Consider the following 16,685-nt stretch of genomic DNA (forward strand, 5'->3'; position numbering starts at 1 on the left):
GGGGGGGGGGCGCCCCCCCCCCCCCGCCCCCCCCCGCCCGGTGGAGGGTCAGCTGCCGGCGTCCGCCACGGCCAGACGTGCCGCACGGCCGTCCGCCGCGGCCAGTGCCAGCTCGGCCAGCTCCTCACAGCGCGCGAGCGGGGTCCCGGCCAGCGACGCGCGGACCTCGGGCAGGGCTGCCGGCGACATCGACAGGCTGGAGCAGCCGAGGCCGGTGAGGACCAGCGCGAGCAGGGGGTCGCTCGCGGCCTCTCCGCACACCCCGACCGGCACGTCCGCGCGCCGGCCGGCGGCCGCCGTGCGGGCCACCAGGTCGAGGACCGCCGGCTGCCACGGGTCGAGCAGCTCACCGAGCTCGCCGACGAGCCGGTCGGCGGCGAAGGTGTACTGCGACAGGTCGTTGGTGCCGATCGACACGAAGTCGACGACCTCGACCAGCCGCTCGGCCTGGAGCGCGAGGGACGGCACCTCGACCATCACCCCGACGGTGGGCAGCCCGGCAGACCGCGCCCACTCGACGAACCCCTCGGCCTCGGCTGCGGTGGCGATCATCGGCGCCATCACCCGGACGTCGCACGGCGCGTCGGCCGCTGCGGTCGCGAGGGCGCGGAGCTGGCGGTCGATGACCTCCGGCTCGAGCTCCCGGAGGCGCCAGCCCCGCAGACCGAGCGCCGGGTTGTCGCCGGGGCCGGGATCGATGAAGGGCAGCGGCTTGTCCGCACCGACGTCGAGGGTGCGGACGACCACGACGCGGCCGCCGAACGCCTCGAACAGCCGGCGGTAGGCGGCGGCCTGCTCGGCCTCGGTCGGCTCCTCGGTCCGGTCGAGGAAGAGGAACTCGGTGCGGAACAGCCCGACGCCCTCCGCGTCGACGTCGGCGGCCGCGGTGTCGTCGACGTCCCCGAGGTTGAGCAGCAGCTTCACCGCGTGGCCGTCTGCGGTCCGTCCGGGTCCGGTCGACGTGGCGAGCAGGGCCTCGCGCTCGGCGATGCGCGTGCGCGCCGCGGCGAGCGCCGCCTCGTCGGGCGCAACGGTCACCACACCGGTCGACCCGTCGACGATCACCTCGGTGTCCTCGTCGAGGTCGACTACCCCGCGGCACGACACGATCGCGGGGATGCCGAGGGACTTGGCGATGATCGCGGTGTGGCTGGTGGGGCCGCCGCGCTCGGTCACCAGCGCGACCACCTTGGCGGGATCGAGGTCGACGGTGTCGGCGGGGGCGAGGTCCTCGGCGACCAGCACGAAGGGGGCGTCCCGATCGGGGACCCCGGGCATCGGCAGGTGCAGCAGCCGGGCGATCACGCGGTTGCGCAGGTCGTCGAGGTCGGCGGCCCGCTCGGCCAGGTAGCCGCCGGCCGACTCGAGCGCGGACCGGAAGTGCCCGATCGCGTCCTCGACGGCGTAGGCGGCCGGCTTCCCGTCGTCGATCGCGTCGGCCACCATCGACGCGAGCGTCGGGTCCCGGGCCATCATCACCTGCGCCTCGAGGACGTCGACGGCCTCGCCGGAGGCCCGGTCCCGGCGACGCTCGAGGTCGACGGCGACCTCCTCGAGCGCGCGGTCGGCGCGTGCGCGGTCCTCGGCGGGGTCGTTGCGGACCCGGGCGGCCGGCAGCTCGGAGATCGGGGTCCCCATCTGCGCGACCGGGCCGATGCCGATGCCGGCGCAGACGCCCGTGCCGGTCAGCTGCCGCTCGCGCACGGTCGTCACGTCACGCGTCCTGGTCGGTGGCGATCAGGTCCGCGACCGCGTCGACGGACTCCTGCGCACCCTCGCCCTCCGCCGCGACGGTCACCTCGTCGCCGTGCTCGGCGCCGAGGGAGAGCAGGGAGAGGAGGGAGCGCGCGTCGACCGGCCCCTTGTCCCCCTTCGACAGGGTGACGACGGCCGGTTGGGCGGTCGCCAGCTTGACGACGGCGCCCGCCGGTCGGGCGTGCAGCCCCACCGAGGACCCGACCGTGACGGTGCGGCTGACGGATGCGGACGTGATGTCGGTGCTCATGGGTATCGGCTCCTCCGGGCGCGATGGGGCTGGCTCAGGGCTCGACGACGACCTTGATGGCCTCGCCGCTGATGACCGCCTCGATGGCCCGGTGGACCTCCGACAGCGGCATCCGGTGGGTGATCAGGTCCTCGACCGGCACCGCGCCGGACGCGATCAGGTCCAGGGCCCGCCGGTTGTGGTCGGGGCTCGAGCCGTTCGCGCCGACGATGGTCAGCTCCTTGTAGTGCACGGCGTTCGAGTCGAGGCGGATGTAGGGGTCGTCCTTCGGCAGGCCGCCGAAGAAGCTGATGCGCCCCTCGGGGGCGACCATCTCGATGGCGTCCTCCTGGGCCTTGCCGGACGGCGCGGCGGTGATGACGACGGACGCACCACGGCCACCGGTCAGCTCGCGGACCGCGTCGATGACCTCCTGTCCCGAGCCCTCGATCATCGCGTCGGGCTCGACGCGGTCGGCCGACAGCTTCAGGCGGTCGGCGTTGATGTCGGTCAGGAAGACCCTGGCCGCGCCCTTCGAGCGGGCCAGGCGGACGTGGAGGCAGCCGATGGGGCCCGCGCCCATCACGACGACGACGTCCCCCTCACCCACGCGGGCGAGCTCCTGGGCGTTGAGCGCGCAGGCCAGCGGCTCGGTCACCGCGGCCTCGGCGTAGCTCAGGCCCTCGGGGATCGGGTTGACCCCGCCGACGCGGACGACCAGCTCGGGGACGATCATGTACTCGGCGAACCCGCCGGGGTACTGGTAGCCCATCGACGTCTGGTTCTCACAGACCTGGGCGATGCCGGCCTCGCATGCCCAGCACTCGCCGCAGGGGACCGCGGCGATGACCTGGACCCGGTCGCCGACGGCGAAGCCCTCGGTGCCCTCGCCGACCTCGACGACCTCGCCGGCCAGCTCGTGGCCGATCACCTGCGGGGGGTCGAGGCGGGGGTGGCCGTGGCGGAAGATCTTCGCGTCCGTGCCGCAGGTGGCCGTCGCGTGCATCCGCAGCTTCAGCTCACCCGGCCCGGCGGTCGGTTCGGGGACGTCCTCGAGGCGGAGGTCGCCGGGTTCGTGGAAGTTGGCAGCGAGCATGGCAGTGCACCTCTGGTGGTGGTTCTCGGTCGAGGGGTGGCGGGGGGGTGCGGGTGGCGCCCCGGGGTCCGGGGGGCGCCACCCGGGGGGGGTGGTCGGTCAGCCGTCGCCGGCCAGCAGCGCCAGGACCACCTCGGGGTCGTCGGTCGTCCGCAAGGCCTCGGCCCGGGCCGGGTCGAGCAGGATGGTGGCCAACGTGGACATGACCTGGACGTGCTCGTCCGCCGCCGCGGCGATGGCGATGCACGCCCGGACGTCCTGCCCCTCCCAGTCGATCCCGTCGGGGAACTGCAGGAAGGCCAGGCAGGGGCGGTTGACCAGCGCCCGCGCGTCGTTCGTGCCGTGCGGGATGGCGAACTGCTCACCGACGTAGGAGCTCACCATCGCCTCGCGCTCCTGCATCGCGTCGGCGTAGGCCGGTTGGACGGCGCCCAGCTCGACGAGCAGGGCACCGGCCTGGGCGACGGCGTCCGCACGGTCGGTGGACGCGAGCCCGAGCTTGATCCCAGCCCGTGGGAGCAGCTCCCCCACGGGCCGGGAGGACGTGCCGGGAGCGGCGTCAGCCACCGAGGACGCCCCCGTCGCGGACGGCGGCCTCGAGGCGGTCGAAGGCCGGGTCGCCCATGAACATGTTGAACGGCAGGACCACGGTGTTGGGCGCCGCCTGGCGGGCCCGGTCGGACAGGCCCTGCTGGCACACGACCACGTCACCGGTGTCGTCGGTCAGCCGGTTGACCGGGCTGTGGGTGACGCTGACGCCGTAGGGCTTCAGGCGTTGGCCCAGCTGGGTGGTGAGCAGGACGCTCGATCCCATCCCGGCCTCGCAGGCCACGATGACGGACTTGACGTCCTTGCCGTCGATCTCCGGCATCTCAGGCCCCCGACGGCTGGGCGCGGACGCCCTTGTTGGCCTTGGACTGGGCGGCGGCGGCCTCGAGGTCCGCAGGTGCCTCCTCGGTCGCGCCGAGCTTCAGCAGGATGACCCCGACCACGGCCGCGACGGCGGTGGAGAGGGCGATCCCGAGCAGCGGGCCGAAGAACCCACCCCGCGGCGTGACGGCCAGGTAGGCGAAGATGGAGCCGGGCGACGGCGTGGCCACCAGGCCGGCGCCGGTGATCATGAACGTGGCGACGCCCGTGGCGCCACCGGCGATGGCGGCCAGGATCAGACGCGGCTTCATCAGGATGTACGGGAAGTAGATCTCGTGGATGCCGCCGAGGAAGTGGATGATCATCGCGCCGGGGACGGACGGGCGCACCTCGCGGGGTCCGGCGAGCCAGAAGGCGATCAGGACGCCGAGGCCCGGGCCCGGGTTGGTCTCGATCATGAACATGATCGACTTGCCCAGCTCCTCGGCCTCGACCGCGCCGAGCGGGCCGAAGACGCCGTGGTTGATCGCGTTGTTGAGGAACAGCACCTTCGCGGGCTCGACCAGGATCGACGCCAGCGGCAGCAGGCTGTTGGTGACGAGGAAGTCGACGCCGTTGCCGAGCACGTCGGTCAGGGCCGACACCACCGGTCCGATGACGAGGTAGCCCACGATGGCCATGCCCATGCCGAGGATGCCCAGGCTGAAGTTGTTGACCAGCATCTCGAAGCCGGCCTTGATCCTCGGCTGGACGACCTTGTCGAACTCCTTCAGCACCCAGGCGGCCAGCGGACCGATGATCATCGCGCCGAGGAACATCGGGATCTCGGAGCCGACGATCACGCCGGTGGTCGCGATGGCGCCGATCACGGCGCCGCGCTGGTCGTGGACCAGGCGTCCGGCGGTGTAGCCGATGAGGATCGGCAGCAGGAAGTTGATCATCGGGCCGACCATCTCGGCCAGCGATTCGTTGGGGGTCCAGCCGGTCTCGATGAACATGGCCGTGATGAGGCCCCACGCGAGGAACGCCCCGATGTTGGGCATCACCATCGCGGCCATGTTCCCGCCGACCTTCTGGAGCCTGGCGCGCCACCCGGCCTGGGGTGTGGGCGCGCCTGCGGCTACAGCGCTCATGTCCTCTCCTCTCCTCACCCGTTCGGGTGTCGGCTCGTGCGCGCGGGTGCGCGCAGGTGTGCTCAGCCCGCGGCGATCCGCGCGCCGCTGTCGGCCATGACCCAGGACCGCAGGGGCCGTCCGGGGTCGGGGTCCTCCTCCACCACGACGTCGTCGGGGCGCAGGTCTGCAGGTCTGGGGAGGGAGCTGCCGGGCAGCTGGACCGCCGCGGCGCCGTAGGCGACCGCCAGGCGCAGGGCCTCTGCGGGGCCGGCGCCGTCGCGGTCGAGCGCGGCGAGGTAGCCGGCGAGCAGCGAGTCCCCGGCGCCGACGGAGCTGACGGGCCGGTCGACCGGGGCGTGGGCGAACAGCCGGACGCCGTCGCCCACCAGCAGGGCACCGTCAGCACCCAGGCTGGCGAGGACGGTGCCCACCCCCCTGCGGCGGAGCTGCTCGGCCGCGGTGATGGCCTGGGCGAGGGAGGGGAGGGGCGCGGCGACCGCCTCGGCCAGCTCGTCGAGGTTCGGCTTGATGAGGTCGGGACCGGCGTCGATCGCCGTGCCGAGGCCCGCACCGGAGGTGTCGATCGCCACCCGGGCGCCGGCGGCGTGGCCGCGCGTGATCAGATCGGCCCAGAACCGGTCGCCGACGCCGGGCGGAAGGCTCCCGGAGCCGACCAGCCACGCGGCGCCGGCGACGGCGGACTCGGCGGCGCCGAGCAGCGCGTCGACCTCGTCGCCGTCGAGCGCGGGCCCCTCCTCGTTGACCTTGGTGACCGTGCCGTCGGGCTCGACAAGGCTGACGTTCGCCCGGACGGCGCCGCGGATCGGCACCCGCACCGGGGTGATGCCGCGCTCGGCCAGGAGGCCGACGAGCTGCTCGCCCTCCGCCCCGCCGACGGGCACGACCGCGGTCGCGTCCACGCCGGCTGCGCGCAGGGCCCGGACGACGTTGATGCCCTTCCCGCCGGGGTCGACCTGCGCGCGGTCGGTGGCCCGCAGGACCTGCCCGCGCTCGAGGGCCGTGATCGCCAGGGTCCGGTCGACGCTCGGGTTGGGCGTGACGGTGACGATCACGCGCGCACCACCTCGATCCCGAGGGCCTCCATGTCCACGCCGAGGCCGGCGTCGAGGCCGGTGTCGGTGATGAACGTGTCGATGTCGCCGAGGTCGCCGAAGCGGACCAGGTGGTCGTTGCCGACCTTCGTGTGGTCCGCCAGCAGGACCGACCGGCGGGCCGAGGCGATCATCGCCCGCTTCGTCGCGGCCTCGGTCGGGTCCGGGGTGGTCAGCCCGTGCTCCAGGGAGACGCCGTTGGTGGCCATGAAGGCCACGTCGACGAACAGGTCGCGGAGGATGCCGGCGGCCCAGGAGTCGACCGCGGCGAGCGTCCGCCCGCGCACGCGGCCGCCGATGACCAGGACGGTCAGGTTCGGGCGGGACGCCAGGCCGACGGCGATGTCGAGCGCGTTGGTGACGACGGTCAGCTCGCGGTCGCTCGGCAGGTTCGCCGCCAGTCGGGCGGTGGTGGTGCCGGCGTCCAGCAGGATCGACCCGCTGTCGGGCAGCTCGGCGACGGCGCGCTTGGCGATCCGCTCCTTCTCCGCGGTCATGACCGCCCCCCTGTCCTCCACGTCGGGCTCGAAGCTGAGCCGCTCGAGGGGGATCGCGCCGCCGTGGACCCGCTTCAGCTGGCCCAGCCGCTCGAGGCGGGTGAGGTCCCGCCGGATCGTCTCGGGCGTGACGTCCAGCTCCTCGGCGAGCTGGGTGACCTCGACCCGCCCGTCCCGCCGGGCCCGATCGGCGATCAGCCGCTGCCGCTCCTCCGCGTACACCCCGTCGTCACCTCCTCGACCTGTGCGTGATGCGGAACGTACGACACGTTCTCACACAAATCAACACATTCGGAAGTGATCAGGGTCAAACGGATGTCCGAACAGGGACCAAGGTCCCGCGGGAGGTTCGGGTGGGGGTCCCCAAGTCCCCCTCAGATCTGAGAGGTGGTCACCCCGGCGGCGCTGACGCCCAGATCTCGGACGGGGTCAGCCGCCGAGGGCTGCGCGGGCCGACTCGCGGCGGTGGACCTCGAGCTCGTCCGCCTGGGCGGCGGCGCGGTCGATCAGCGCGGTGAGGTCGATGTCGGCGATGCGGGGGTCGTCGGCGAAGTCGAGCAGGCTCCGCCACAGGCAGGCCTTCCCCTCCACACCCGTGCGCATGAGCTCGAGCTCGAGCAGGTCGCGGATCGTCTCGTCCGCCATCGCGTCCACCTTCAGCTTCAGCTGGGCGACCTTCTCGGCGACCCACCCGACGGCCTGCTTGGGGGCCTTGGGGGTCTCGAAGCGGCCGGCGAGCTGCTCGACCACGCCGAGGTCGCGCTGCAGCTCGGCGTGGAACTGCTGGAGCCACGCCGGGCCGTCGCCCCGCTCGATCCGGTGCGCGACCAGCTCGACGACGGTGCGGGCGCCGAGCATGTGGTCGTTGAGGTACAGCCCGGTGGTGGACGCGTTCATGGGACCTCCGAGGTGGCGGTGGGGGACGTCCCCTCCATACCCCGCAGGTCTCCCGCTACGCCGTCCGGACGGACGGCTGGTCGGTCGAGACGCCGGTCGCGTACGAGCCGGGGTCGGCGACTGTCGGGTCGTGGTCGGCGCCCACGCCGGGCGGCAGGCCGAGCGCGCGACGGCGGAGCGCGGCCGTGATGAGGCCGACGGCGGCGACCGCCGGGATGATCGCCAGCCCGAGCAGGACCGTCGTGGCCGATGACACCTCGAGCAGGCGCCCGGTGCCGAACTGCCCGAGGCCGGCGCCGATGAGGATCGTCGCGGGGTACAGGCTGAAGCCCTCGGCCTGGCGCGGCACGGCGATGATCCGCTGCAGCGCCAGGCTGGCCAGCGCGTTGAGCGGGGCGATCGGCGCGCCGGTCACGAACAGCGCGATGCCGAGCAGCGCCAGCCCGGGGGCGAGGGCAGCTGGGACCAGCGCTGCGGCGAACACGACCATCAGGCCGGCGGCGACGACGCGGCCGCGGCGCAGCTGGTCGCCGAGGTTCGCCGCCACGAGCCCGGCCACCCCGCTGCCGGCGGCGGTGAGGGCGAGCATCGGTCCGGCGGCCTCCGCCGACATGCCCATGTCCTCGAGCCGGGCCGGGATCATCGCCTCGAACCCGCCCAGCGCGAGGCCGAGGACCAGACCGAGGAGGTAGATCGGGGTGGCGCCGTGGGTGCGCAACGGCGCCGGGCCGACCGCGACCCGGTCGCCCTGGTGCGGCGGTCGCCCGGGGAGGCGGGCGGTCAGGACGACGGCCACACCGCAGGCGAGGGCCATGAGGGCCAGCACCGCGGACGGCGGGGCCAGCAGGGCGAGCACGCCGGCCAGGGCCGGTCCGGCGATGAACGCCACCTCGACGAACACCGCGTCCATCGCGTTGGCGGCGGCCAGGTCACGGGGCGGGACGGCGTGGACCAGCAGGGCCCGGAAGCCGCCGAGGACGGCGGCGAACGCGATGCCCTGGACGACGGCGATCGCGGCCAGCACCCCGACGGGGGCCTCGAGGATCGTCGCGGTGGCCATGACGGCGACCGCCACACCGGAGGCGACGAGGTCCTGGCGCAGGCCGAGGTTCAGTTCGACGCGGTCCAACCGCCGTCCACGCCACTGCGCGGCCGCGCCGGCGCAGAACGTCGAGATGCCGGCGAGCGTGGCGCCGGTCGCCACCGAGCCGGTGACCTCCTCGCCGACCAGGACCAGCACGAGCAGGTTCATGGTGAGCGGCAGGCGGGCGAAGAGGTTGGCGAGGGCCCAGCGGCGGAAGGTCGGCTGGGACAGCAGGCGGCGGAGCGGTGCGGAGGAGGTGTCCATGGAGGCGTTCGGTCTGAGCGGGCCGTCCTTCGGCCAGCGGGCAAGCGTATCCGGCGCCGGACCGGACGCCCCCGCCATCCGCGGACGGGCCCGCCCGTCAGCCCGGGTGCTCGCCGATGTGGGCCACCAGCGCGTCCGCGACGACCCAGGCATGGGTGTCGACGATCCAGTGCCCGGCGTCGCGGATCGGCCGGTACGCGTACGGGCCGGTGCAGTGCGCGGCGGTGGCCTCGGCCGTCGTCTCCATGAAGACCGGGTCGCGGACCCCGAAGACGAACAGCGCCGGCACCGTGACGTCCGGCAGCCCCGCGAGGGCGCGGCCGCTGAACGCCCGGTACCAGTTCTGGGCCGTGCGCAGCCGGTCTGCGTCGGTCACGAGGTCCGCGCCGCGGGGCAGGCCCGACGCCCGCAGCGCGAGGCGCAGCAGCGCGCCGCCGCCCGCGCCGAGGACCCGCTCGCTACCGCGGATCCGCAGCAGCATGGCGTAGGAGAACCGCAGCTTCGCCTGCCACGACCGCCGCAGGTCGCGGGCGAACGCCGTCGGGTGCGGGGTCTGCAGCACCGCGACGCTCCGGACCCGCTCGGGGTGGCGGCCCGCCACCTGCCAGGCGACCGCGCCGCCCCAGTCGTGGCCGACGACGTGCGCCCGGTCGGCCCCGAGGGCGTCGAGCAGGCCGACGGCGTCGGCGACCACCGCGTCGAAGGCGTAGGCCTCGACGGCCTCCGGCGATGCGCCGGGGCTGTAGCCCCGCTGGTCGGGGGCGATCACCCGGTGGCCTGCCGCGACCAGCGCGGGCACGACCGGCGCCCAGGCCCGTGCGGTCTGGGGGTAGCCGTGCAGCAGGAGCACGGGCACCCCGTCCTCCGGCCCGGCCACCCGCACGCGGAACGCGAGGTCCCCGACGTCGACGGTGCGGATCTGCTCCTCCACGGCGGCACCCTACCCCGTCGCCCTCCCCGACGACCCCGGTGCGGGGATAGCCTCGGAGCCATGGGCCGCAGGGGACGACTCGGCATCGTGCTGACCGCGCTCGCCATCGCCGCGCTCCTGGTCGCGAACGGCGTCGTGGCGGCCGAGCGCCGCGCCGGCGTGGCTCCGCGGCTGGCCCAGGCCCCTCCCGTGCGGGCGGCCCACCCGGTCTCGACCGAGGCGACGCCCGAGCCGGTCGTGACCCCTCCCCGGGTCCCCTCGCCCACCGACCCGCTGCGCGACCCCGTGCCGGTCGCGTCGTCGGAGCCCACCGAGGACGAGACCGCCGGCAGCTTCCCCGCGGTCAGCGCGCGACGGGCGTCCGTCGCCGTCACGGTCGCACCAGGCGACGAGGGGCGGGTGCGCGAGCTGCTCGCATCTCTCGAGGGGGTGGTCGAGGTGGCGGGGGTGCCCGTCGTGGCGACGACCCTCGGCGGGGTGCCCGCCGAGGTCGCGGCGGTCGACGTCGACGAGTACCGCCCGTTCACTCCGGACGCGACCGCGAACCACCGGCCGCTGTGGGAGCGGATCGCCGCCGGCGACCTGGCCGTCACCCACGAGTTCGGGACGGTCCACGAGGTGCCCCTCGGCTCCGAGGTCGCCTCCGGCATCGACCTGCCCACCGGTGACCCGCTGACCTTCCGGGTGGGGGCCTTCGCGACCAACGGGACCCCGCCGGTCGCCGACGCGATCGTTGACGAGGCGTCCCTCCCCGCCCTGGGCGCGGTCCCGGTGGAGGGTGAGCGGCGCCTGCTCGTGTCCCTCGAGGACCTGGCGTCGCCGACGGCCACGGTCGAGGCGCTGGTTGCGGCGGACGTCGCGGCGACCGAGATCCCCGACCCCCGCGCGCCCCGGTCGGAACCGGTGATCCCGACCGGGGGGATCACGCCGGAGAACGTGTGGGACCACCTCGCCATGTGCGAGTCGAGCGGCGACTGGCACATCAACACCGGCAACGGCTACTACGGCGGGCTGCAGTTCCTGCCGGAGTCCTGGACGGCGGTGGGCGGGCAGGGGCTCCCGCACGAGCACCCCCGGACCGAGCAGATCTACCGCGCGACGCTGCTGTGGCAGATCCAGGGGTGGGAGGCCTGGCCCCAGTGCGCCCGCAAGCTCGGGCTGATCGTCGACCCGCCCCCGCAGCCCACGCCGCGGCCGACCGGCGCGGTGGTCACCGAGTCGCCGGAGTGACCGCGGAGGGCGTATCCTCACCCACGATGCCGACCACCGACGTGAGCACCGACACCCTCGCCATCCTGCGGGTGCTGGGCGACCTCCAGGCGCGCCACACCGTCCCGACGGTGCAGGCCGCGGCCATCGGTGCGGGCCTCAGCTACATGGACGCCTACGACCTGGTGAACCGGGCGTTCACCGACGGCCTGATCAGCCAGAACCTGCAGCTGACCGACGCGGGCCGGAAGGCCATCGCGTAGCGCCTGCTGGCATCAGCTGACGCCAGCGCCGGGCCGCAGCCCGGTCTCGACCTCCTCGGCGTAGGTGGGCATCCCGCCGCCCCGGTGGAGCGCCCAGTACTCGCGGAGCTCGCGGCGCAACTCGGGCGCCAGGACCGCCAGGCCGATGACGTTGCCCAGGCACATCATGAAGACGAGGGAGTCCATCAGCGGGACGACGCTGTCGAGGGACAGGGCCGCGCCGACGACGACGAAGGCGCAGAAGACCAGCTGGAACCCACGGGCGACCAGCGGGTGGGCGCCGAACAGGTACTCGGCGGCCTGCACGCCGTAGTACGACCACGAGATCATCGTCGAGAACGCGAACATGATCACGGCGACGGCGAGGACGGTCGGGAACCAGGAGATGTCCTGGGCGAAGGCCTCTGACGTCAGCGTCACCCCCTCCACCTCGGCGCCGGCGCCCTCGTGGACACCCGTGATGACGATCACCAGCGCGGTGACGGTGCAGACGATCACCGTGTCGATGATCGGCTCGAGCTGCGCGACGAACCCGTCCCGGATCGACATGTCCGTGCGGGCGGAGGAGTGCGCGATCGCGGCGGACCCGAGCCCCGCCTCGTTCGAGAACGCCGCCCGCTGGATCCCCGCGATGAAGGCGCCCACGATCCCCCCGGCGACGCCGGCGCCGGTGAACGCGCCGGACACGATCTCCCCGAGGGCGGACGGCACCTGCTGGACGTTGATCGCGATGATGACCACGCCGGCCGTGACGTACAGGCCCGCCATCAGCGGCACGAGCTTCTCGGTCACCCGGGCGATGCTGCGGATGCCGCCGACGATCACGACGGCGACCGCGACGGCGAGGATGAGCCCGAAGGCCCAGCCGTTCGCCGCGAACACGCCGTCGTCCCCGGCCACGGCGAGGAACTGCTGGTAGGCCTGGTTGGACTGGAACATGTTGCCGGCGCCGATCGCACCGCCCATCGCGGCCACGGCGAAGAAGACCGCGAGGCCCTTCGCGAGCCACCGCGGGCTGCCCCGCTGCTGCAACCCGTCCTCGAGGTAGTACATCGGCCCGCCCAGGACCGACCCGTCGGCCGCGGTCCGGCGGTACTTCACGGCGAGGGAGCACTCGACGAACTTCGTCGACATGCCGACCAGCGCGGCGACGACCATCCACAGCGTGGCGCCGGGACCCCCGATGGTGATGGCGATCGCGACGCCGGCGATGTTGCCCAGGCCGACCGTGGCCGACAGCGCGGTCATCAGCGCCTGGAAGTGGCTGGTCTCGCCCGGGTCGTCGGGGTCGTCGTAGACCCCGCGGGTCACGTCGACGCTGTGGCGGAAGCCCCGCACGTTGATGAAGCCGAAGTAGACCGTGAACAGCGCGCCCGCGCCGATCAGGTAGACGACGATCAGGGGCACCTCGACGTCCCCGAGCGGCACCGCGTAGAACACGATCCCCGACAGGCGCTCGGCGATGGGCCCGATGACGCGCTCGACGGCCCGGTCGACCGCACCGGGCTCGGCGGCCGCCGCCGGTGCCGCCGACCCGACGACCACGGTCCCCACGACCGCGACTGCTGCAAGGAGCCGACCACGCACCCCCGTACCCTCTCGCTCGTCCTCGCCGGCCGGCCCGCGCAGGCCTGCCGGTGGGCTGGGAGATGCCCGGTCCGACGCGTCCTCACACCCGTGCCGACCTCGGCCGGCCGGACGAGGAGCAGCTGAGTGGCCGACGTCGACGAACCGCAGGGGTGGGAGGAGCCGGCCCCGGCGCGATCGCGGCTCGGGACGGCGCTGGTGGTCGTGGGCGGCATCGCGGTCGTCGCCGCGGTGGCCTGGCTGGTCGGCGGATCGGTCGCCGAGGTCGACCCCGCCCCCTCCCCCGACGGGCTGGTCGTCGAGTCCGAGACCCCGGGCCCGGGGCCCGTCGAGGACGGGGTCGCGTTCCTCGGCGTGGACCTCCGGGTGCAGTCCGGCCCGCGTCCGGCCGGTGGGGAGCTGCACCGCGTCGACCTGGACGAGGGCGTGGTCGGGTTCCAGGTCCCCCCGCTCGAGGGCGGGCCGCCCTGGCCCGAGGTGCGCTTCACGTGCAACGCCACCCCGACGCGGATCGCGTTCGCCGACCCGGGTGATCCGGGTCTGCCGTCCCAGATCCTGTTCGCGGCCGCCGGTCAGCACGCAGCCGACCGTGGGTGCGAGCTGCGCCCGCCGGAGGACGCGATCGACGGCATCGACGTGCGGACCTGGGCGGTCGGGCTGCTCCGGGTGCTCCACCGGGCCGGGTTCACCGCGACGTTCGCCACCCCGTCGGCGAGGGTGGGCATGACTCTGACGGCGCCGGGGCTGCCGGCCACCGACCTGGTCGTGGGCGCGCGATCGGCGGACGTGGGCCCGGCGGCGGCGGTGGCCCCTGCAGTGCCGTCCGGCGCGGCCCGGGAGGTGCCGCTGGGGCGTGGCTCCGCGGTCGAGGACGCCGGTCGCCTGTTCTTCCAGTGCCACCCGGACTCGGTGATCGACGTCGCGGCGGACACCGCAGGGCTCGAGGAGCTGCTTATCGCCATCGGCTGCGACCCGGAGGCGCCGCCGGTGGCGTCGTCGGCGCCGCAGGTGCCCGCCGAGGCGGTACTGGCCGTCGTGGACCGGCTCGTCGACGCCGGGCACGGGGCGGGCGGGGTGACCGTCGGCGGGGTCGTGTCGTTCACCCTCGACACGGTGGAGGGATGGTCCGCGTCGCGGTGCACCCGGACGACGAGGTGACCGCCCGGGGGTACCCGACCGGCGTGCGCGACCAGCTGGTCGGACTGGGGGAGGGGGAGGCGCTGGTGTCGGCCGCCGGCACGCTCCGGATGACGTGCGGCGGGCTGTTCCTGACGACGGGCGCCCCGATCGATCCCGCGCTGGCCGCCTTCGAGGTGATCGCGCAGGTGGAGGGGTGCACCCCCGCGCCGACGCCCACGCTGGCCGACGACACCGTCCGGGCGTCGCGGCTCGAGCTGGTCCGCACGCACCTGGGCCTCGAGACCTGCTGTGGCGACCCGTCCCGCCCGGGTTCGGACGTGTCGATCGAGGCGGTGCGCTACGCCGACCACGACCTGGCCATCCTGGCCGCGCCACCGGGGCGGGGCGTCCTGCTGGGACCTGGCGAGGAGGTGGCGGTGGCGGACGGGACCGCGGTGCGCGGCAGCTCGCCCGAGGGACCGGAGGACGTGCGCCTCGCCTGCGGCGACAGCGACTACGTCGTGCAGGCGGTCGACCCCACGGACCCCGACCCACCCGTGGAGGACCTCGCCGCGGCGGTCGTCGACGTCCTCGGCTGCACCCCGTCGGCGACGCGCTGAGGCGGACGTCCCCCGGCCCAACATCCCCCGGCTCAGCATCCCCCGGGGTCTGTCACCTTCCTCTCGTCCTGCGTTCGCGGTAGGGACCGCCCTTGCGGGCGGCCCCCCGCACAGATCCCAGCATGCGCTGCTAACGCACTGGGCTCCTCCTTTGGGTTCGACCGTCAAACCGCGCGTTGGGCCAGGGATGGTGATCGCGAACCGGGGGTATCCAGGCGTCGGCGAGGAGCCGCATGCGCGCCCAGGTGACGCGGCTGCGCTGGCTGCGGCGTTTCAGCGCCTTGTGCCAGAGCGCGATCACCGCGAACCTGAACCGGCTCATCGCGTGGAGGTTGGTCGGCACCGCGTAGTAGGCGAAGTAGCCGCGCACCACGCTTGCCAACCATGCCGCCTGCACGGGGATGGGCTGATGGATGCGGCGCTTGATCGAAAACTTCAGCTCTCGAAGCTTGTCGCGCATCCGTTTGGCCATGGTGTGACGTTGCAGGAGGAACTTGCCGTCCTTGGTGGCCGAGCAGATGTGCACGAGCCCCAAGAACGTGAAGGTCTCGGGCCTTCCGAGACCTCTCCGGCGTCGGTTGTCGACGGCGAACCGTCGGTAGCGTCTCGGATCGTTGACCTTGGGCTTCTGGCCCCGTAGCAAGCACAGGCGAACCCCCAACCTTGGAAGAGAGAGGTTCGCCTGTGCTCGACGATCGTACTCACCTGACCGTGTCCATCGACAGCCCCAGCGACGAGACCGACTGGGCCGCCCTGGAGGCCCTCGGCGTCGCCCTCGCGGAGACCTTGCCGGTACGGGCCATCGTGACCTTGCTGCACGCCTGGCAGGTCCGGCTGGTCGACCGCGTCTGCGGGCCGTCCGGCGAGCCCGTCCGCGGCCTGCCGGCCCCGTTCGCCTGCACTCGCTGTGACGCTGCGGAGGACTTCGCCCGCAAGGGACGCCGCAACCGGCTGCGACGGCTCGATACCACCATCGGCACCGTGAAGTTCCGGCTGTGGCAGGTCCGCTGCCGTGACTGTGACAAGGTGTTCGCCCCGCTGCTGGGCATGCTCGGGCTGATCTGGAAGCGCCGCTCGGACCGGCTCACCGTCGACCTGGCCGAGACGTCGACGCAGATGTCGTATGGCCGCACCGCACAGGTGCATGACCGGCTCACCCCCGCCACCCCGACCGCCGGTCAAGCCCACGCCTCGGTCGCCGACATCGCCGCGATGCTCAGCGACCTCGCCCCGGTTGATGTCGCCCCGCGGGTGGTGCTGTTGGACGGCACCGGCGTCCGCGCCGGCGAACGACGGCTGGGCGTGGGCGCGCATCTGGCGATCGGCCTGTCCGGACGCACCGGCCCGCTCAGCCGGCGACGGGCCCACACCGACCTGCTGGCCGTCACCGTCGGCGAGGGCTGGGAGACCATGGCCGACCGGCTGGCCGGCGTGGCCGCGCCCGAGCTGGTGGTGATCGACGGCGAGGACGCCATCACCACCCTGTCCCAGCGGCTGTGGCCCGACACGCCGGTGCAACGCTGCTGGTGGCACCTGCCCCGCGGCCTGGTCAAGGCCGGCTACGCCGACCCCGGCCGGCCCCACATCCCCTGGGTCCGATCCATGGCCGACATCCTCGCCGGTCTGCCCGCGCGTGCCCTCACCGAGGAGTGGACCCGCTCCGACGGCGACGCCGCGTTCGCCGAGTTCACCGACCGGGTGCCGGCCCGCTACACCGCCCTGCACGCCTACCTGGCCGCCGCCGCACCCCACGCGATGACGTTCTGCGATCCCCGACTGCAGCGGCGCCTGGCCGACCTGGGCGGCGTGGAACTTGGCACCGGTGTCATCGAGCGGCCCATGCGCGAACTCAACGCCCGCACCGACATCGGCGGCACCCGCTGGTCCGAGGCCGGTCTGCGCGACCTCCTCACCGTCCTGACCGCCCGCCTCTTCCGGCATCCCGCCTGGACCGACCTGACCCACCACCTACGCCCCGCCAACACCATCGGGTTCGACCTGCGCGTTGCACAGGTCAACGGTTGACAACGCTACCGA

General features: G+C 73.8%; 18 protein-coding genes. 5 read left to right on the forward strand and 13 right to left on the reverse strand.

The window, feature by feature from the left end; all coding sequences use genetic code 11:
- Window positions 1–48: 48 nt before the first annotated feature.
- The 11 genes from ptsP to ACEQ2X_RS10925 form a co-directional block, all read right to left on the reverse strand.
- On the reverse strand, window positions 49–1,713 hold the full coding sequence (gene ptsP / locus ACEQ2X_RS10875) for a phosphoenolpyruvate--protein phosphotransferase (RefSeq protein WP_370325834.1): 1,665 nt from the start codon (window positions 1,711–1,713) through the stop codon (window positions 49–51).
- A gap of 1 nt (window position 1,714) precedes the next feature.
- On the reverse strand, window positions 1,715–2,005 hold the full coding sequence (locus ACEQ2X_RS10880) for an HPr family phosphocarrier protein (protein WP_370325835.1): 291 nt from the start codon (window positions 2,003–2,005) through the stop codon (window positions 1,715–1,717).
- 34 nt (window positions 2,006–2,039) lie between these two features.
- A complete protein-coding gene (locus ACEQ2X_RS10885) occupies window positions 2,040–3,080 on the reverse strand; it encodes a zinc-dependent dehydrogenase (protein ID WP_370325836.1) in 1,041 nt (346 codons plus the stop codon).
- A 99-nt stretch (window positions 3,081–3,179) separates the two neighbouring features.
- Complete coding sequence (locus ACEQ2X_RS10890; protein ID WP_370325837.1) at window positions 3,180–3,647, reverse strand: PTS sugar transporter subunit IIA; 468 nt, start codon at window positions 3,645–3,647, stop codon at window positions 3,180–3,182.
- Window positions 3,640–3,951 carry a PTS lactose transporter subunit IIB gene (locus ACEQ2X_RS10895; RefSeq protein ID WP_370325838.1) on the reverse strand — a complete coding sequence of 104 codons (312 nt, stop codon included), beginning with the start codon at window positions 3,949–3,951 and terminating at the stop codon, window positions 3,640–3,642. Before ACEQ2X_RS10895 ends, ACEQ2X_RS10890 begins: the two co-directional genes overlap by 8 nt.
- Window position 3,952: 1 nt before the next feature.
- Entirely contained in the window at window positions 3,953–5,083 is a 1,131-nt protein-coding gene (gene mtlA, locus ACEQ2X_RS10900; protein WP_370325839.1) for a mannitol-specific PTS transporter subunit IIC, read from the reverse strand.
- 62 nt (window positions 5,084–5,145) lie between these two features.
- Complete coding sequence (pfkB, locus tag ACEQ2X_RS10905; RefSeq protein WP_370325840.1) at window positions 5,146–6,138, reverse strand: 1-phosphofructokinase; 993 nt, start codon at window positions 6,136–6,138, stop codon at window positions 5,146–5,148.
- Window positions 6,135–6,896, reverse strand: a complete 762-nt coding sequence (locus tag ACEQ2X_RS10910; protein ID WP_370325841.1) for a DeoR/GlpR family DNA-binding transcription regulator — start codon at window positions 6,894–6,896, stop codon at window positions 6,135–6,137. The genes pfkB and ACEQ2X_RS10910 overlap by 4 nt, the downstream gene beginning before the upstream one ends.
- Before the next feature lie 207 nt (window positions 6,897–7,103).
- Window positions 7,104–7,571 carry a hypothetical protein gene (locus ACEQ2X_RS10915; RefSeq protein WP_370325842.1) on the reverse strand — a complete coding sequence of 156 codons (468 nt, stop codon included), beginning with the start codon at window positions 7,569–7,571 and terminating at the stop codon, window positions 7,104–7,106.
- Window positions 7,572–7,626: 55 nt separating this feature from the next.
- Entirely contained in the window at window positions 7,627–8,919 is a 1,293-nt protein-coding gene (locus tag ACEQ2X_RS10920) for an MFS transporter (protein WP_370325843.1), read from the reverse strand.
- A gap of 97 nt (window positions 8,920–9,016) precedes the next feature.
- Window positions 9,017–9,850 (reverse strand): alpha/beta fold hydrolase, encoded by an 834-nt coding sequence (locus tag ACEQ2X_RS10925; RefSeq protein WP_370325844.1) that lies wholly within the window; start codon window positions 9,848–9,850, stop codon window positions 9,017–9,019.
- 60 nt (window positions 9,851–9,910) lie between these two features.
- Between ACEQ2X_RS10925 and ACEQ2X_RS10930 the strand changes: the two genes are divergently transcribed.
- Together ACEQ2X_RS10930 and ACEQ2X_RS10935 are read left to right on the forward strand one after the other, a co-directional pair.
- Window positions 9,911–11,080, forward strand: coding sequence for a transglycosylase family protein (locus ACEQ2X_RS10930; RefSeq protein WP_370325845.1), 1,170 nt, complete (start codon window positions 9,911–9,913; stop codon window positions 11,078–11,080).
- A 26-nt stretch (window positions 11,081–11,106) separates the two neighbouring features.
- On the forward strand, window positions 11,107–11,322 hold the full coding sequence (locus ACEQ2X_RS10935) for a hypothetical protein (protein ID WP_370325846.1): 216 nt from the start codon (window positions 11,107–11,109) through the stop codon (window positions 11,320–11,322).
- Between the two features lie 12 nt (window positions 11,323–11,334).
- On the opposite strand, the gene ACEQ2X_RS10940 is transcribed toward ACEQ2X_RS10935, so the two are convergent.
- Window positions 11,335–12,876 (reverse strand): alanine/glycine:cation symporter family protein, encoded by a 1,542-nt coding sequence (locus tag ACEQ2X_RS10940; protein WP_370325847.1) that lies wholly within the window; start codon window positions 12,874–12,876, stop codon window positions 11,335–11,337.
- A gap of 159 nt (window positions 12,877–13,035) precedes the next feature.
- On the opposite strand from ACEQ2X_RS10940, the gene ACEQ2X_RS10945 reads away from it, so the two are divergent.
- Together ACEQ2X_RS10945 and ACEQ2X_RS10950 are read left to right on the forward strand one after the other, a co-directional pair.
- Window positions 13,036–14,067 carry a hypothetical protein gene (locus ACEQ2X_RS10945; protein WP_370325848.1) on the forward strand — a complete coding sequence of 344 codons (1,032 nt, stop codon included), beginning with the start codon at window positions 13,036–13,038 and terminating at the stop codon, window positions 14,065–14,067.
- Window positions 14,031–14,648, forward strand: coding sequence for a hypothetical protein (locus ACEQ2X_RS10950; protein ID WP_370325849.1), 618 nt, complete (start codon window positions 14,031–14,033; stop codon window positions 14,646–14,648). Before ACEQ2X_RS10945 ends, ACEQ2X_RS10950 begins: the two co-directional genes overlap by 37 nt.
- A gap of 130 nt (window positions 14,649–14,778) precedes the next feature.
- On the opposite strand, the gene ACEQ2X_RS10955 is transcribed toward ACEQ2X_RS10950, so the two are convergent.
- The gene (locus ACEQ2X_RS10955; protein ID WP_370325850.1) at window positions 14,779–15,183 is read right to left on the reverse strand and encodes a hypothetical protein; all 405 of its coding nucleotides are present in this window, start codon (window positions 15,181–15,183) and stop codon (window positions 14,779–14,781) included.
- 176 nt (window positions 15,184–15,359) lie between these two features.
- Between ACEQ2X_RS10955 and ACEQ2X_RS10960 the strand changes: the two genes are divergently transcribed.
- A complete protein-coding gene (locus ACEQ2X_RS10960; protein ID WP_370325851.1) occupies window positions 15,360–16,673 on the forward strand; it encodes a transposase in 1,314 nt (437 codons plus the stop codon).
- Window positions 16,674–16,685 lie beyond the last annotated feature (12 nt).

Origin of the sequence: Euzebya sp. (assembly GCF_964222135.1) — a bacterium.
GTDB lineage: Bacteria > Actinomycetota > Nitriliruptoria > Euzebyales > Euzebyaceae > Euzebya.

Excerpts from the sequence above, each read along its gene's own strand:
- ACEQ2X_RS10880 (WP_370325835.1), bottom strand. The coding sequence starts at position 2,005 with ATGAGCACCGACATCACGTCCGCATCCGTCAGCCGCACCGTCACGGTC.
- ACEQ2X_RS10920 (WP_370325843.1), bottom strand. The coding sequence starts at position 8,919 with ATGGACACCTCCTCCGCACCGCTCCGCCGCCTGCTGTCCCAGCCGACC.
- ACEQ2X_RS10930 (WP_370325845.1), top strand. The coding sequence starts at position 9,911 with ATGGGCCGCAGGGGACGACTCGGCATCGTGCTGACCGCGCTCGCCATC.
- ACEQ2X_RS10935 (WP_370325846.1), top strand. The coding sequence starts at position 11,107 with ATGCCGACCACCGACGTGAGCACCGACACCCTCGCCATCCTGCGGGTG.
- mtlA (WP_370325839.1), bottom strand. The coding sequence starts at position 5,083 with ATGAGCGCTGTAGCCGCAGGCGCGCCCACACCCCAGGCCGGGTGGCGC.
- ACEQ2X_RS10950 (WP_370325849.1), top strand. The coding sequence starts at position 14,031 with ATGGTCCGCGTCGCGGTGCACCCGGACGACGAGGTGACCGCCCGGGGG.
- ACEQ2X_RS10915 (WP_370325842.1), bottom strand. The coding sequence starts at position 7,571 with ATGAACGCGTCCACCACCGGGCTGTACCTCAACGACCACATGCTCGGC.
- ACEQ2X_RS10885 (WP_370325836.1), bottom strand. The coding sequence starts at position 3,080 with ATGCTCGCTGCCAACTTCCACGAACCCGGCGACCTCCGCCTCGAGGAC.
- ACEQ2X_RS10895 (WP_370325838.1), bottom strand. The coding sequence starts at position 3,951 with ATGCCGGAGATCGACGGCAAGGACGTCAAGTCCGTCATCGTGGCCTGC.